The sequence below is a fragment of the Streptomyces aquilus genome (assembly GCF_003955715.1).
Lineage (GTDB): Bacteria > Actinomycetota > Actinomycetes > Streptomycetales > Streptomycetaceae > Streptomyces > Streptomyces aquilus.
Genome location: NZ_CP034463.1, coordinates 187,117 through 202,586, shown reverse-complemented (window position 1 = coordinate 202,586; position 15,470 = coordinate 187,117). Strand labels below are relative to the sequence as shown.

Here is a 15,470-nt window from a genome sequence, read left to right as displayed (position 1 = left end):
GTGATGATGGAGAAGACATCGCGGCGGACCGGTGCGTCGCAGGGAGGTCGCTGGATCGTCGCCCGCAGGCATCGCCCGGACGCTGCAGCCGACCTGTTCTGCTTCACCCATGCCGGGGGGTCGCCTGGCGAATATCTTCGTTTCGAGGAGGAACTGCCGGAGATCCAGGTGTCCGGCATCCAGTTGCCCGGCCGAGCATCCAGGTTGCGCGAGCCGCCGCTGACCTCCATGGCCTCGGTGGTCGACGCGGTCTTGGAGGTTCTGAGCCCCGAGCGGCCGTTCGCGTTCTTCGGGCACAGCCTCGGCGGCCTGGTGGCCTTCGAGGTGGCCCGTGCACTCCGCGATGCGGGCCAGGAACTGCCGCGGCATCTGTTCTTGTCATCCAGCCCCCCGCCGCCCCTCGACCGCGGCGGGCAACCTGTCCACACCTTGAGCGACGACATGCTACTCGCCGAGATCGAGCAGCGCTGGGGTGAGTTGCCGGCAGAGATCCGTGCTGATCCCAGGCTGCTGCAGATGGCCCTTGGTGTCTTCCGCGCCGATATCACGATCTACGAAACCTACCGGTACCAGCCTGGGCCGTTGCTGGACGTCCCTGTCACGGTGTTCGTCGGCGACCTGGAACGCGACCAGCTGCGGGTGGCCGAGTGGAGCGCCCACACCAGCCGCGCCTTCGAGCTGTTCGGCTTGGTCGGGGACCACTTCCCCTTCCGGGATGCCGAGCAGCGGCGCCTGATGCTTGAGCAGATCCGTCACGTCATGGCGGAGCTGGAGCCCGGCCCGAGTCCAAGGAATGCGGAGGGTCGCTGCCACGACGGCGTCGCCATCTGGGGTCGGACGGGTAGCCACCACCTCCTTGCCTTGGCCGCGGAAAGCGCCGAGGGCCTTGAGGAGGCGGTGCGACGCGGCCGGGCGGGGCTGACCGGCCCGGTGGGAGCGGCCGCCTCAGACACCGCACCGTCGGCCGGGGACATTCCCCTGCCGTACCGCCGGCTCGTGCACGGCGGCGACCTGGGTACGCTCGTGGACGCCCTGGCCAAGCCCGCGATCCCCGCGTCCCGGAATGCACAGCGGCCTCGGGTTGCGCTCGTTTTCCCCGGCCAGGGATCGCAGTACGCTCGCATGGGACTCGCCCTGTGCCAGGAACTTCAAAGCTTTGCCGAAGAGTTCCAGCACGGCCTGGATATGCTGCGGTCGGTCGCCGGACCGGATGTTCACGCAGTGCTGGCCGGCACCGACAGGCAGGACGTGGAAGCGCTTCGGCAGACCATCGTCGCCCAACCGGCCATCTTCCTGCTGGAGTACGCGCTGGCGAGCACCTGGCAGAAGCTGGGTGTGGAACCTGTGGCGATGATCGGGCACAGCCTGGGTGAGTATGTCGCCGCCACACTCGCTGGGGTCATGACCCTGCCCGACGCGCTGGAGTTCGTCTCCCTGAGGGCTCGGCTCATGCAGCAGGCCCCGATCGGAGCGATGCTCGCCGTGCCACTGGCGGAAGAAGAGCTGGCGCCTTATCTGGATCTGGGCGCGGACCTGGCCACTGTCAACGCCCCTTCGTCCTGCGTACTGGCCGGAACCGAGCAGGACATCGAGCGGATCGAGGCCCGGCTCGCCGCAGCCGGGACGCCGGGCCAGCGGCTACGCGTCTCACACGCCTTCCACAGCAGGCTCATGGAGGGTTGCGTTGACCAGCTGCGCGCGGCCGTTGCGCGGCTCACCCTGCGACCACCTACGAGGGAGTTCGTCTCCTGCATCACCGGCCGGTGGATCACCGCACAGGAGGCGACAGACCCCGACTACTGGGCCCGACATATGAGGCAGACAGTGCGCTTCTCCGACGCGGTCAGCACGGTGTTGGCCTCCTCGCCGGACGTGCTGCTGGAATGTGGGCCCGGCCAGTCGATGACCAATCTCCTCAAGCGCCGTCCCGACCTACCCGCAAGCGTGCTGGCGGTGTCCTCGCTGCCGCATCCCGGCGGCCGGATGTCCGAGCCAGCCGGTCTGTTGTCCACGATCGGGAAGCTATGGGAGGCCGGTGCGCCCCTCGACCTGGCGGCGCTCACCGGCCCGGCGCCCGGACAGATGTCTGGGCACCACGTTGCTCCCGGTCACGGGGCCGCGTACCCTCTCGCAGCTCGACGACCACTTGGCCGCGCTCCGGACCACCCCGAGCGTTGACCAGTTAACAGGCTCTCCGTCGCGGGACGCGTGACGCTCGGCCCACCGCACGAGGTAAACGCCCTCGCCTTCGTATGGGTCGCGACGAGCCTGACTTTCGCAGACCTCGCCAGCGGTCGCGCTCCAGGTGAAGCGTTTCGCGTTTCCCTTCCAGGAGTTGACGTGGTCGCCGACCTGTGTGATCAGGACGCTGATGCTGGAGAAAGCGCCGCGGCGGATGGACTGCCGGGCCAGGATAAGGAGTGAGAACTGTGCCGAGACCCACGACACCGTCCGTCTCAGGCGATGAACTCGCCGGAGTCTGGCGGCTCGTGTCCTATCACGACCTGGACGAGCACGGCGCCCGCCACCCGGGCCCGCTCGGGCTCGCGCCGGACGGTCTGCTCTTCTACGCACCGGACGGTCACCTGTCGGTCACCATGATGCGCACCAGCGCCGCGCAGCCGGGCGACCAGACCTTCAACAGCTACGCCGGGACCTGGCGGCGGGAGGGAGACCGCGTCACCCACACGATTCACCTCGCCCCCGATCCCGCCTGGGTAGGCACGGAGCAGATTCGGGAGCTGGCCCTGGAAGGGGATCGGCTCCGGCTCTACGGCACCGCCCTGATCGGCCCACCACGCCGCCGCGTCCTGGAATGGCACCGGATCGGGTGGGGCGTGGCGGATTGATGCTGTCGGTGTGCAACTGCTGTGGAGAGGGGACACCTACAGACCGTTCCGGCGATGTAAGCAAACCGTCGCCGGGTGCGGCGCCCTGACCCACATCACGGAGAAGTCGGGACGCCGTGAGGCGGCGCAAACGCGAAATCAAGGCATCGTCCGGCAGCGGGCGGGAGCCCCGGTGGCAGTAGTGATCCACCGGCTGAACCCGATCATCCGGAGAGGGCCGATCTACTGTCGCGGCGTCGCCGCCAAGGAGACGTTCGGGAAGGCTCGACAGCTGCATGTGGAAACTGCTGTGGCGGTGTGCCGTACGAACGCACCGCGACAAGGGCGGTGGATGGATCGCCGCCCAGTACTGGAGAAGGTTGCTCCCGGGCAGTCGGAACCGCTGGATCTTCGGCGACCGGGCCCCTGGGGCCAGACTTCAACTGTTCTCCGAGACCAGGATCGTAGGCACGTGATCGTGAAAGGCCGGGCGTCGAAAGACGACCCGAGCGTAATCCCGTACTGGGCGGGCTGGCGACATCATCGCCCGCCTCCGCAGGCGGACGGCAAGCACCGCGTCGACGCGGGAAACATATGTCCACCACGTCGTTCACCGCAGCCAGGCGGCTCGGACGGCAGGAACAACCTTGAAGTCATCCACACGGTATGCATCGGCGACACCACGCCAGTGGAAACCGCCAACCCTGGGGACTGGAGCAGCAACCATGGCTGAATCCGACGATGGCCCGCTTGAGGCGGATGCGACAACCGCACGTCCGGTTCTGAGGGCAGACCGGCCTGGGCAACCGGGCGGTCCTACCCGACCCGATGACGTGCGTGCGTCCCTGGTCGCGCCACGCGGCTCCGCTACCGTCGGGGAGGTCAATGCGCTGACCGTGGCCGTTCAGGGACCGGTCCTGCTGCCCGGTAGCGAGGACTATGACGCCGAGCGTGCTGGTTTCCAGGCGGCCTATCAGCACCGTCCCGCCGTTGTGGTGGGAGCCACAACCGCCGACGACGTGTGTGCCACGGTGCGCTTCGCGGCCGAGCGACGGTGGCCCATCGCGGTCCAGAGCACTGGCCACGGCATCTCCACGCCGCTGAGGGGGGAGGGTGTCCTGATCACCACTCGGCGTATGAACCGCGTCGAGGTCGACGCCCGAGCGCGCACGGCACGTATAGAGGCGGGCGCCCGATGGAAGGACGTGATACGGGAGGCGGCTCGGCACAGGCTGGCCCCGCTCAACGGTTCGGCGCCGGGCGTCGGGGTTGTGGGCTATCTGCTAGGCGGTGGAACCCCGCTGCTCGGACGGGAGTTCGGCTACGCATGCGATCATCTACGCAGCATTGACATCGTCACTGCCGATGGGACACGCCGGCACGTCACCGCGGACTCCGATGCGGAGCTCTTTTGGGCGCTGCGTGGCGGTGGCGCCAACTTCGGTGTGGTCACGGCCCTTGAGACGGAGCTTGTGCCGGTCGCTGGGCTGTACGGCGGAGGGCTGTTCTTCGAAGCGGCGGATGATGCCATCGGGATCCTGCGCGCCTACAGGAACTGGTCGCTCACAGTGCCGGAACAGCTGACCTCATCCATCGGGCTGATGGTCTACCCGCCCATACCTGCCTTCCCCGAACCACTGCGCGGGCGGTACGCAGCTCACATCCGGATTGTGTTCAATGGTGATCCGGCGGAGGGGGAACGGCTGATCGCTCCGCTGCGGGCAATCGGACCGCGTCTCATTGACACCGTGGCCGAAATGCCGTACTCGCAGGTCGGCTCGATTTACAGTGACCCAGAATTCTCACATTCCTACTACGGCAACAACATTCTGCTGCGCGAGCTGGACCCTTCCGCTCTGCAGACTCTGCTGGACCTGACCGGCCCGGACGCCATTCCGCCGTGTGTCGTGGACCTGCGTCATCTTGGCGGTGCGATGTCGCGCCCGCCGGCCGTGCCAAGTGCTGTGGGTGGCAGGAAGGCGCAATACGTCCTGCGCGTGCTCAACGGAATAGGCGGCCCGATTCGCGAGGACCCGTTCGCCGACGCCCGCCCCGTCCATCAGCGACTCATGCATGCCTTCAAGCCGTGGACAGTCGGACGCAACCTCAACTTCGTGTACAGCGACGGCAGGCCGTCCGCGCCAGACGATGTGCGGGAGTTCTATGATCCGGAGGCATTCGACCGTCTTGTCCGCTTGAAGGCTCAGTACGATGCGGACAACTTGTTCCGTTACAACCACAATCTCTCGGCCTGATACTCCAGCCGGACTTCTGTATTTCTGCTGGTCAACGGCCTGGCGGTGGAGAGTGTAGCGGGGGTGCGCCATGGATGGGACGGTCTTGGGAGCCAGGGCGCTGTAGCTGTGGGCTGTCCTGTGCGTTGAGGGCGCTGTCTGGGGGGACGGTGCGAGTGGATGCCGGGAGGGGGCTGGGGCCGTGGGCTGTTCCGGCGTGCTACTGGGGGACTGATGGGTGGGCTTGGGGCCGGGGCCGTCGTCGGGTGGTGCGGTACGCGAACACCCGCCTGACAGGGAGGCCAGGGCCTGCTCAGCAGGGGGAATCTAACGATGCCGAGTGGGCAGTGCTGGAGCCTCTGCTGCCCAGGAGCAACAACCGCTGCGGCCGCTGGCGGGACCACCGCCAGGTGATCAACGGAATCATCCACCGGTTGAGTACCGGATGTCAGTGGCGTCAGCTGCCCGCTCGCTTCGGCCCGCGGCAGACCATTCACAAACGCCACATGAGTTCACATGCGAAGCCCTCGGCCGTTCTCGCGGCGGCCTGACCACGAAGATCCATCTAAGTGCGGACGGCAGATGCCGCCCCCTCTCCCTGGTCCTCACACCCGGACAACGCGCGGACCGCACACAGTTCGAGCTCGTCATGGACAAGATCCGCGTCCCCCGACTCGGCGCCTGCCGGCTACGGCGACTGCCGGACAGCGTCGGCGCCGAGAAGGCATACACCAACAGCCTAGTCCGCTCCTACCTGCGGCGACGTGGTATCCAGCACGTGATCCCGGAGAAGAGCGATTCCAAAGCCGCACGCAGACGCCGAGGTTCGGACGGGGCCCGACCTCCCGGCTTTGACAAGGCTCGATACAAAGCCAGGAACACAGTCGAGCGAGCGATCAGCAAGATCAATCAGTTTCGAGCCGTTGCCACCCGCTATGACAAGAGCCGATACGTATACCTCGGCACCGTCACGGCTGCCGCGCTTCTAGGGTGTGTACCGGAAGTGGATCAAGTCGTGGCGGCGAGTTCGACGAGGTGCCGGGCTGTTCCGGCGGGATCGATGATCTGGTGGAGGTGTGCGCCGGGTAGGTGTGCCACACGCCAGCCGCGTTCGCGCGCTTCAGAGGCGAGGTCGTCATATGGCGGGCCGAACAGGAGGTAGGAGCAGGAATGGTCGTCCCAGCCGTCGGGGACGGGGATGTGCTGCTCGTAGTAGGACAGGGGCAGGGTGGGTTGCTCCTCAATGACGGTCTGTCGCGTTGTCGGATCGGAGAACATGGGTGTGACGTCTGCCTCGTCCCACCAGTCGGTCCAGCGCGGCAGCCTGCCGTTCACGGCCATCGGTCTGAGGAACTCCAGCAACTCGGGTGAGGCGACGGGGGTGGGCCCGGCTTGGGCCGGCAGCGCGGCGTCGACGAAGATCGAGCTGGTCACTGGATGGTCGAGGCCCGAGCGGATCTCCGGAAGAAACAGGCCGGCGTTGCTGTGTGCCACCAACGTGACAGGACTGTCGGCGGGGACCTGCCGTAGGTCGTCGCGGACGGCACTGACGATGCGCGGCCAGAAGGGTGGAGCGCCGGCGCCGATGTGCAGCAGGGACGGCACCCGTACCTGGTATCCCGCCGCCGTCAGGTGTTCGGCCACAGGGCGCCAGGTCGAAGGACCTACGGAGGGACTGTGCACGAGAACGAAGATCGGCTGCATGTGACGATCCTGTCGCCCAGGTCGTCGCAGCCGCGACAGTCTTGGCTGATAGCAGAACGGTGAGCTTAGAAGAAACCCATGCCCGCCACAGAAGGCCGGTCACAACCATTCGTTGACGGCGGCGACGAGGACGGTGGCTTCGTAGCGGACCGCGAACTGTCGTAGCGCGTGGGCACGGCCCGATGCCTCTTGGGGCGGTTGATGCCGCACTCGACCGCGTGCCGAGCCTTGTAGTCCTGCGGGTCGAACTTCGGCGGCCGACCTCCGCGCGCGCCGCGCTTCTTACGGTTGCGGGCCTGGTCGGCCATGTCCGGGATGGTGCCGTGGATCCCGCGCCGCCGCGGGTAGGCGCGGTTCTTGCGGGAGGCGTACGCCTTGTCGGTCGCGCACGCGATCGTGCCGGGTGCGGGGGCCTGCCCGGCCCGAGACGCGGACCTTGTTCAGGACGGGCTCGAACTGGGGGAATCGTCCCGCTGCCCGGCCGTGATCACGATCGACATGGGCTTCTGGCCCCCGTTCGACGGCCAGGTGCAGCTTGGTGGTCAGGCCGCCGCGCGAGCGGCCGAGCCCGTGGTCGTCCGGCTCGACGCTGACACCGCCAGGCGGTTCCTTCTGCAGCCCCCTTTTTTTCGTCGCACCGGCGGTGTGCTGGTGGGCCCGGTACACCGTGGAGTCGACGTTGATGTCCCAGGTGATCAGCTCTTTCGCGTCGGCCTGGGCCTGGAGTTTGGTGAAGATCCGATGCCAGGTGCCGTCCCGCTGCCACCGGCGGAACAGGTCGTACGCTCGAGCCCACGGCCCGTACTCGGCGGGGAGGTCCCGCCACGGGATACCGGTGCGAACCCGGAACCGTATGCCGTCAATCAGCTGCCGTCTGCTCCATATCGGCGGCCGTCCGGGCTTCTTGCCCTTTGGCAACAGCGGTGCCAACACCGCCCATTGCGCGTCAGCCAGATCTCCACGTGCCACGAACCAAGATCATCTCACGATCAAGATCCACATCCGATACACGACCTGGTGCTGCGACCGGATAGGTTCACCGGCTCCGCTCGGTACTGGAAGTTACGCGGCATGGAGGCACGGTGGCGCCGTCAGATAGGGGAGGGGCGGAACTGCTCATCAGGGGCGGGCGTGGACGCCGATGCCTCCGGAGACCGTGAGGTTGTCGCCTGTGATGTAGCCGGCGGCGTCCGAGGCGAGGAAGGCCACGGCTTCGGCGATGTCGGCGGGAGCGCCGACGCGGCCGAGTGGGACGTCCCGAGCCCAGGAGTCGATCATTTCCTGGGAGACACCCATCTTGCTGTAGGCGGGGGTGTCGATCAGTCCTGGGCTGACGGCGTTGACGCGGATGCGGCGGGGGGCGAGTTCGAGCGCGAGGGACCGCATGAGCGGCAACAGCGCGCCCTTGGCGGCTGTCATGGCGGCTCCGATCCCTTCGCCGGCGCCCACGGTGATCACCACTGAGGCGCCTTCGTTGAGGAGCGGGAGCGCCTTCTGCAGGGTGAAGAAGGTGCCCTTGACGTTGATGTCGAACAGGGCGTCGAAGGTGGCTTCGTCCGTTGACTCGATCGGGCCGGGGCGCGAGATACCCGCATTCAGGAAGAGCAGGTCGAGGGAGCCGAATTGCCGGCTCGCCTGGGTGATCGCATGGTCGATGTCCGGCAGGGACCGTGCGTCGGCCCGGACGGCCATGACGTCTTCGGGAAGTCCGGCATCGGCCGCATTGCCCACGCCGGTGACCATGACGCGGTAGCCGCGGGAGTGGAGCAGTTCAGCGGTCGCCTTGCCGATGCCGCTGGTTCCACCGGTGATCAAAGCTGCGGGTGCGGACATGGTGCGCTCCTTTTGCGTGTTCCTGGGAGGTAAGAACTTTGACAGCGTATGACTGGTTGGCAGCGACTGCCAAATATGATGCGAGTGTCGACCTGGCAGTGCTGGACTAACCTGGTGGCATGAAGCAGGAAGCCACGACAGCGACCGGCGCATCGGCCACGCTGTGGGACCGGACACGGCAGCTGGCCTCCCGAGAGATCCTCGAGACGGCTCTGCGCCTGTTCACCCAGCAGGGTTACGACGAGACGACCATCGCCCAGATCGCCCGAGAGGCCGGCGTCTCCCAGCGCACCCTCTTCCGCTACTTCGGCACCAAGGAGGACCTTCTCGGCGGCGACCAGGACCGGTTCGGGCAAGTCCTGACGGACACGATCAGCGAACAGCCCGCCGAAGCCGGTGTCTGGGAGGCCCTGCGCGCAGGGGTTGCCGCCGTACTGGCCCTGCACGACAACCGAGAGCAGGCCCTGGAGCGGTTCCGTCTCCTGCACAACACCGCCTCGCTGCGTGCCGGTTGGCTCGAAAAGAGACTGCGGTTCCAGGAGGACCTGCTGCCGCTCATCAGGGCGCGTATGGACGCTGCGTCCACTGTCGGCACTACGGATCCGAGGGCCCGCGCGGTGATCGCGACGGCGTTCGCCTGCCTGGATGCCGCAACGATGACGTGGGTCGACAACGACGGCAACGGCGACATCATGGACCTGTACGACGAGTGTCTGGCCGCAGTGCGCGGCTGACCACCAGTGCTGTGATGGACGTTCGTCGGGGTCTTTCAGGCCCCGGCGGCGAGGGGGCGTACGCCCCGGCGGATGCCCTTCTCGCTGCGGATGCGGGCACGTTGCTTGCGTTCGGCGGCCGGGACGCCGGGGTGGCGGGCATTGGCATTGCGCCACCGGAGGGAGCCGCGCAGGGCCCGGGTCTGCACGGTGGGGTTGAGGCGGTTGGAGTTGGCGATGGTGAACTGCCGCAGCGGTCCGAAGTGGGCTTCGATGGGGTTCGCCCACGAGGCGTAAGTCGGGGTGAAGCACAACCCGATCTTCAGAACTAGATTCATCGGGTCGGCGGCGGCGAGCGCGGCGGCGAGTCCGGCCGACTTGCCCGGGGGTGAAGTTGTCGCTCGCCTCTATCCAGCCCGGCGGCCCGGCTGCCCGGCCGCACGCCCCTCCCGGGGGCGGTCCTGCCAGTGCTTGACGTCCATCAGCAGGAACAGGACGCCGAGGCCCAGCTTCAGCCACAGTGTCCAGGAGGCTGCGCCGTCGTCGTTGCCCAAGGCGTCGCCTCCCGAGCCGGCGAGGACGACGACCGTGACAAGCACGGCGAGCAAGACCAGCCAGCCTGCCGTGAAGGCGATGCCGTTGGCCCGGCCCTTGGGGGTGGCCTGCATGAGGACGACGGCGATCGGCGGCGGGGGCTGATGGCGATGCCGATCGCGGAGGCGAGCATCTGCCCGACGGCGCCTCCCACGGTGGTCAGTCCTTCGCCACGATGGGCGGCAGCTGGTAGGTGCCGTCGAGGACGGACTGCCTGGGTGTGTAGAGGCGGATCATCGGCCGGAAGTCGCCTGCCGGGGCGGGCAGCCAGTTCGCGGCCTCGACCGGGTCCTCGGGCCGTTCCCGTCGGATGACGACGGTCAGCGAGCCGTCCTTGTCGTACGTCAGGCCGGGGGTGCGGTCGCCGAGTGAGTAGCGACCGGCCGGGTTGGCGACGAGATAGTAGTCGGGGGTGTCGTACATGGTCACCGACCAGAACGACTCGACGGGAGGCGGCTGCTCGAAGCGCAGGGTGTAGGACCGGGATCCGTTCAGCCTCCGGCCGGTGGAGTCGGTGAAGGTATGCGCGTACACCGCCTCGTAACCGTGGTTGCCCCACAGGGCGGCTCGCGCCGCGGCGGCCCGTGCGAGGTAGGACGCTTCCCGGTCGGCGATCTTCCACTGCGGCGCGTCGACCGTCCCGATGCCGAGGTGGTCGAGGTTGTAGTCGAACAGGTGCGGGTTCGTCTCCCAGGCGCCCGGCGGACGGTCACCGTCGACGCGCGGCTTCGACGCGGCCTCGACGCGCGCCTTGCCGGCGGTGAGCCCCTCTGTGAGGGCCTTCACGAGGGCGGGGTCGGCGTTCATGTATGGGGAGGGCCCCTCTTCGAGGAGGCCCAGGGGCTGGAAGCGTTCCTGGTAGTCCTGGTCGGGGCCGGCGGGCGGGAAGTCCGCCATCCAGACGCGCAGCTGCTCGTAGAAGCGCAGTTCCTCGGGCACGTCGGGATCCGGTGCGGGCAGGCCCGTGGGGTGGGTGGCCGCGTCGAGCGGCGCGAGTGTGAGCCGCTGCTGCAGGGCGTGAACACGGGGCATGTCTTCGGGACCGTCGCAGGCGTTGCGGCCGACGACGGAGACCACGGCGGTTGGTGCCTCGATCACCCCGCGCACCTTGTCGGGTACGGTGCCGGACCAGCCGGGCGGGACGACGAGCCAGTCGCCTTCTTCCGTGCCGGTGGCGCGTTTTCCCAGGTAGGCGAAGTTATTGCTCCACACGTCCACGAACTGCAGGACGTAGTACGCCCCGGCGGTGTCCGGGACGTGGAGCAGGATGGGGCCGCCGGACAGGTCGACCTGGGCGATGGAGTAGACGGTGTCGTTGTTCACGGACACGAAGTGGGCGTCGGGGGTGGCCAGTTTGGTGGAGTGCCCGAACCGGTTGAAGGGGGTGGGCGCCAGCGAGCCGAAACCCTTGTGCATGAACGCGGAGATCATCGACACGTCGAAGACGAGGGGATAGCCGTAGACGTACGCGTCGGCGGCCAGATCGGCGAGGCTGTCGGTGCCGGCCGCACTGGTCTTGCTGGTCATGGCTGGCTCCTGTCAGGCGTCGACGCTCAGGGCGGGCAGGGTCCAGGAACCGTCCAGGACCGAGGACGCGGGACCGTACACGCGGATGGCGATGGTGAAGGGCCCGTCGGGCGCGGGCAGCCAGTTCGCCACCTGCTTCGGGTCGGCCGGACGGTCCTTGCGTACGTAGAGGGTGAGGCCGCCGTCGTCGTCGTGAACCAGTCCGGGGGTGCGGTCACCGATCGAGTAGCGGTCGATCTCGTTGGCGACGAGGAGCCGCTCGGGCAGCCGGTAGATCGTGGCCGACCAGAAATAGCGGGCCGGCGGCAGCCTGCCGGGGGCGAAGCGGATGACGTGGTCGTGCGCGGAGGCGTTGGGCGGCCGGTTGCCCTGGTCATCCTCGGCCCACCCGGCGTACCACGCCTCCGCCGCCGGCAGGCCGTACAGGCCCTTGTCGACGCCGACCGCGCGGGTCAGGTAGTCGTCGCCTTGCTCGGCGCGGGTGCCGAACCAGTGAGTGGAGTCGGCGGCGTCCTTCTTCGCCTCCTCCAGACGGGCCCGGGCGTCCGCGATGCCCTGCTCGACCGCGGCGCGCATCTCGGGCTTCAGGGCGGCGGGCTCGAACTCGCCGCTGCCCGTCACTCCGAGGGCGGTGAGCCGGTCCCGCAGCTCCCGCTCGCCATCGAGGCCGGGGAAGAACTGGAGCAGGAAGTCGAGAAGGGTGAAGAACTCGACGGTGCCGAGGTCCTCCTCCCGCCAGACCGGCCACACCGGTTCGTCGACCGGGTGCGGTGCGGCGGTGCCGGTGAACTTCGACAGTGGCCGCAGGAGGTACCGCTCCTGGATCGCCCGCAGCGCCGGTACGTCGTCGGGGCCGGCCAGGTACGTGCGGCCCAGGATGCCGACCAGGAACGTGTCGGCGCGCAGCACGCCCGCGATCCCCGCGGGAACGGCGCCGTCCCAGCGGGGCCCGGCGACCAGGTAGTCACCCGCCTCCGGGCCGGTCGTGCGGGCGCCGATGTAGCCGACGTAGGAGGTGTCCAGGTCGTGCAGCGGCAGCACGTAGTACCGGTCCGCGGCCGGTACCGAGAGCACGTAGGGCTCGGCGCGCAGGTCCAGCCAGGCCCATGAGTAGGGGGTGTCGTTGTTCGGTGTCACCACGTCGGTGTTGGCCGGTGTAAACGGCTCCGAGTAGTGCCGGAAGCGGCCGAAGCCGCCCACGTACCGGGGATCGTCGGAGTCGACCGCCTGCGGGTACATCGTCCGGAAGTTCTCCAGGAGCGCGAACCCCCAGATCCACCCCTCGGCCGCGATCCGCCGCGCCCGCTCGACCGTCAGCTCCGACACACCGACCTCCTCGCACAGGGCGCACATATCGGTTCAAAATGGCACGCTACTTCGTGGGACGCATCCGCAGCCCTGCCCCCGCGGGCACAAGGTCGGGCGCAGCGAAGGAGCCGGTCATGGGGCTCACGGGGGATTCTCCGGGGCTGTTTGCGTGAGCGCCGGACAGGAACACCGGAACCGACCGGTGGCCGGATGGCTGGGCTGCTACCACCAGGGCCTGCTGCGGGGCGACGTGCTGGGGGCGCTCACGGCGTGGGCGTTGATCGTCCCCGAAAGCGTCGCGTACGCGCAGATCGCCGGGCTGCCCCCGCAGAACGCCTTCTACGCGGCCCCTGTGGCCCTGCTGGTGTACGCGTTGTTCGGCCGGTCCAACTTCCTGATCGTCGGAGCGACGTCGGCGGCGGCAGTCCTGTCGGCGGCGGCCGTGTCCGACATCAGCGGGACTCCGCAGGACGCAGTCGGCCTTTCGGCCGCTCTCGCGGTCATCGTCGGGGCGGCGCTGCTGATCGCCGGCGTGGCCCGCCTGGGGTTCATCACCAACTTCCTCGCCGAGCCCGCTCTGGTGGGCTTCCTGTTCGGGATGGCCCTGACCATCGTCGTCCGGCAGGGCGCCAAGCTCGTCGGCGTCTCCAGCGGGGACGGCGACTTCTTCGAGCGCCTATGGACCATCCTGAGCAAGGCCCCCGACTGGTCTCTCGCCACGCTCGCCGTCGGAGCCTGCGCGCTGGCGCTGCTGCTCCTGCTGGAACGGTTCGCGCCCCGCCTGCCTGCCGCGCTGATCGTGCTCGCCCTCGCGCTGCTTCTCTCCGCCCCGCTGGGCCTGGAGGAACACGGCGTGGACGTCGTCGGCACGATTCCCTCGGCCGTCCCCGTACCGCACCTGCCGGGCATTGCAGCAGGCGACTGGATCGCCCTGTCCGCGGGTGCGCTCGGCGTCGCTCTGGTGGTCTTCGCCGAGGCGTTCAGCATCGCCAACCGCTTCGCGCGCGAGCACGGCCAAGAGGTCGACGCCGACCGGGAAATGGCCGCGGTCGGCCTCAGCAACATCGCCGTCGGCCTGGTCCGGGGTTTCGTCGTCTCGGGCAGCGCCTCACGCAGCGCCGCGGCGACCGGCGCGGGCGGCCGCACCCCGATGGTGTCCCTGATCGCGGCCGGCCTGATCCTGCTGACCGGGGCCTTCCTCACCCCGCTCTTCACCGAGCTGCCCGAGCCAGTCCTGGGTGCCATCGTGATCGTGGCCGTACGCGGCTTCATGCGGGTGGGCGAGCTGCGCCGCTACGCCGCGCTGGACCGGCAGAGCCTGTGGGTGGCGCTCACCTCCCTGATCGGCGTCCTCCTCTTCGACCTGCTTCCCGGACTCCTGCTGGCTGTGGCGCTCTCCCTGGTTCTCTTCATCGCCGCCGCCAGCCGCCGCAACGTCGCCGTCCTCGGACGCCTGCCCGGCACTCATCTGTACGCCGACACGGCACAGCACCCGGACGCAGCCACCACCCCCGGCGTGCTCGCCGTGCGGCCCGACGGCAGCCTGTTCTTCGGCAACGTCAACCGCGTCCGCCTCGCCGTCCGTGACCTGGTCACGAACGCTTCCCCGCCACCGCGAGCCGTCGTCCTCGACCTGACCGGCAGCTACCGGCTGGGCATCCCGGTCCTCGACACACTCGACGAACTGAGAGAGGAACTGGCCAGGAAAGACATCACCCTGCACTTGGCTCACGTACGGGCCCGCGCCGAACGGGACCTGGCCCGCCATGTCCTGGCGGATCGCGTCGGACCGCACCGTCTGCACCGCACCGTGGACGACGCCGTCTCGGCAGCGACCGGTGGGACGAGCTGAATGCAGGGTCGGCGTCGTGACGCTCGCCGCGCTGTCCACGATCCAGCCGAGGACCAGGGGGGACACGATCCCGCCTGGGCGAAGGCCGCGCTGAGGGCGTCGTGATCCGGGCTACGGCCGCCGTCTGCGCGAAAGTGACCGCGGCCGGGGTGGGAGCCATCGGGCCGAACAACATCGGAACCTTGATCGAGGGCGCGTCGATGCTCGCGAACACGGTCACCGCGACCAACGAATCCGCCGGCAGCAGGCCGACATCCGCACCGGCGGGCGGCTTGCCGCCGGCGCCACGCAGAGCGGCCGGGCGGGCCAGCAGGTCCATGCAGCCAGCCAGCAAGGCCACGACTGGCGAGGGCACCTCTGCCGACCGCGGCGCTTGCCTGCGTCAGGGGCTGGTCAAGCGGTGAGGGTGGGGTGATGCAGCCGGGCGATGCCATGCATCGCGTGTTGCACACCATCACCTTTCGGGCGGCAGTCGCGCAGGATCTTCCCGGTCTTCATCCGGGCGAAGACGTGCTTGACACGGGCGCGAACCTGCTTATGGGACTTGTTGTGTGCCTGCTTGCAGTCGGGTGGATCCTCGCCCGTGCGGCGGCGGTGCGGCATGACGAGCCCGGGATCGGGATAGCCGCCATCGGCGATGGTCCTCGTGTTGCCGACGGCGGCCTTCGCACCGGACTCTGACCAGGCCCGGCAGTCGTTGCGATTGCCTGGCAGAGGCCGACCGACCACCACGATGGCCTCGACGACTCCGCAGATGGTGTCCGGGCACCACCTGCCGCCCGGTCCTGTTGCTGCCGCCGTGAGGACGAAAACCTCTCCGTGATCTGCGTGTCGGACTGCCTTCCGTTTCGGGCGGTCTCGCATCGCGTTCTTCAGC

Annotated in this window: 10 protein-coding genes and 4 pseudogenes; 6 read left to right on the top strand and 8 right to left on the bottom strand. The window is 68.4% G+C overall.

The features are described 5' to 3' along the window. Nucleotides 1–3 precede the first annotated feature (3 nt). From EJC51_RS00995 to EJC51_RS00980, 4 genes and pseudogenes are all read left to right on the top strand, one after another. Nucleotides 4–2,178, top strand: a complete 2,175-nt coding sequence (locus EJC51_RS00995; protein ID WP_126269243.1) for an alpha/beta fold hydrolase — start codon at nucleotides 4–6, stop codon at nucleotides 2,176–2,178. Nucleotides 2,179–2,429: 251 nt separating this feature from the next. Continuing rightward, nucleotides 2,430–2,849, top strand: a complete 420-nt coding sequence (locus EJC51_RS00990; RefSeq protein WP_165951433.1) for a lipocalin-like domain-containing protein — start codon at nucleotides 2,430–2,432, stop codon at nucleotides 2,847–2,849. Nucleotides 2,850–3,553: 704 nt separating this feature from the next. Beyond that, nucleotides 3,554–5,083, top strand: a complete 1,530-nt coding sequence (locus EJC51_RS00985; protein ID WP_126269241.1) for an FAD-binding oxidoreductase — start codon at nucleotides 3,554–3,556, stop codon at nucleotides 5,081–5,083. A 269-nt stretch (nucleotides 5,084–5,352) separates the two neighbouring features. After that, nucleotides 5,353–6,047 (top strand): annotated as a pseudogene (locus EJC51_RS00980) (IS5 family transposase); the annotation flags it as partial. A 23-nt stretch (nucleotides 6,048–6,070) separates the two neighbouring features. On the opposite strand, the gene EJC51_RS00975 reads toward EJC51_RS00980, so the two are convergent. The 3 genes and pseudogenes from EJC51_RS00975 to EJC51_RS00965 all read right to left on the bottom strand — a co-directional run bounded on the left by EJC51_RS00975 (nucleotide 6,071) and on the right by EJC51_RS00965 (nucleotide 8,599). Further along, nucleotides 6,071–6,766: an alpha/beta fold hydrolase gene (locus tag EJC51_RS00975; protein ID WP_126269240.1), complete on the bottom strand. Its 696-nt coding sequence runs from the start codon at nucleotides 6,764–6,766 to the stop codon at nucleotides 6,071–6,073. A 99-nt stretch (nucleotides 6,767–6,865) separates the two neighbouring features. After that, nucleotides 6,866–7,735, bottom strand: a pseudogene (locus tag EJC51_RS00970) (IS5 family transposase). 150 nt (nucleotides 7,736–7,885) lie between these two features. Then, entirely contained in the window at nucleotides 7,886–8,599 is a 714-nt protein-coding gene (locus EJC51_RS00965) for an SDR family NAD(P)-dependent oxidoreductase (protein WP_126269239.1), read from the bottom strand. Between the two features lie 119 nt (nucleotides 8,600–8,718). Between EJC51_RS00965 and EJC51_RS00960 the strand changes: the two genes are divergently transcribed. Beyond that, complete coding sequence (locus tag EJC51_RS00960) at nucleotides 8,719–9,333, top strand: TetR/AcrR family transcriptional regulator (RefSeq protein ID WP_126269238.1); 615 nt, start codon at nucleotides 8,719–8,721, stop codon at nucleotides 9,331–9,333. Nucleotides 9,334–9,368: 35 nt separating this feature from the next. On the opposite strand, the pseudogene EJC51_RS48470 reads toward EJC51_RS00960, so the two are convergent. From EJC51_RS48470 to EJC51_RS00945, 4 genes and pseudogenes are all read right to left on the bottom strand, one after another. Beyond that, a pseudogene (locus EJC51_RS48470) lies at nucleotides 9,369–9,635 on the bottom strand (IS630 family transposase); the annotation flags it as partial. A gap of 84 nt (nucleotides 9,636–9,719) precedes the next feature. After that, complete coding sequence (locus EJC51_RS48465; RefSeq protein ID WP_166682774.1) at nucleotides 9,720–9,980, bottom strand: GAP family protein; 261 nt, start codon at nucleotides 9,978–9,980, stop codon at nucleotides 9,720–9,722. A gap of 85 nt (nucleotides 9,981–10,065) precedes the next feature. After that, a complete protein-coding gene (locus tag EJC51_RS00950) occupies nucleotides 10,066–11,433 on the bottom strand; it encodes a DUF1254 domain-containing protein (RefSeq protein ID WP_126269237.1) in 1,368 nt (455 codons plus the stop codon). A gap of 12 nt (nucleotides 11,434–11,445) precedes the next feature. Further along, complete coding sequence (locus tag EJC51_RS00945; protein WP_244362336.1) at nucleotides 11,446–12,759, bottom strand: DUF1254 domain-containing protein; 1,314 nt, start codon at nucleotides 12,757–12,759, stop codon at nucleotides 11,446–11,448. Nucleotides 12,760–12,943: 184 nt separating this feature from the next. Here EJC51_RS00945 and EJC51_RS00940 point away from each other — a divergent pair, with 184 nt between their 5' ends. Further along, complete coding sequence (locus EJC51_RS00940; RefSeq protein WP_126269235.1) at nucleotides 12,944–14,593, top strand: SulP family inorganic anion transporter; 1,650 nt, start codon at nucleotides 12,944–12,946, stop codon at nucleotides 14,591–14,593. A gap of 393 nt (nucleotides 14,594–14,986) precedes the next feature. Here EJC51_RS00940 and EJC51_RS00935 read toward each other — a convergent pair. Further along, a pseudogene (locus EJC51_RS00935) lies at nucleotides 14,987–15,328 on the bottom strand (transposase family protein); the annotation flags it as partial. Nucleotides 15,329–15,470: the final 142 nt, after the last annotated feature.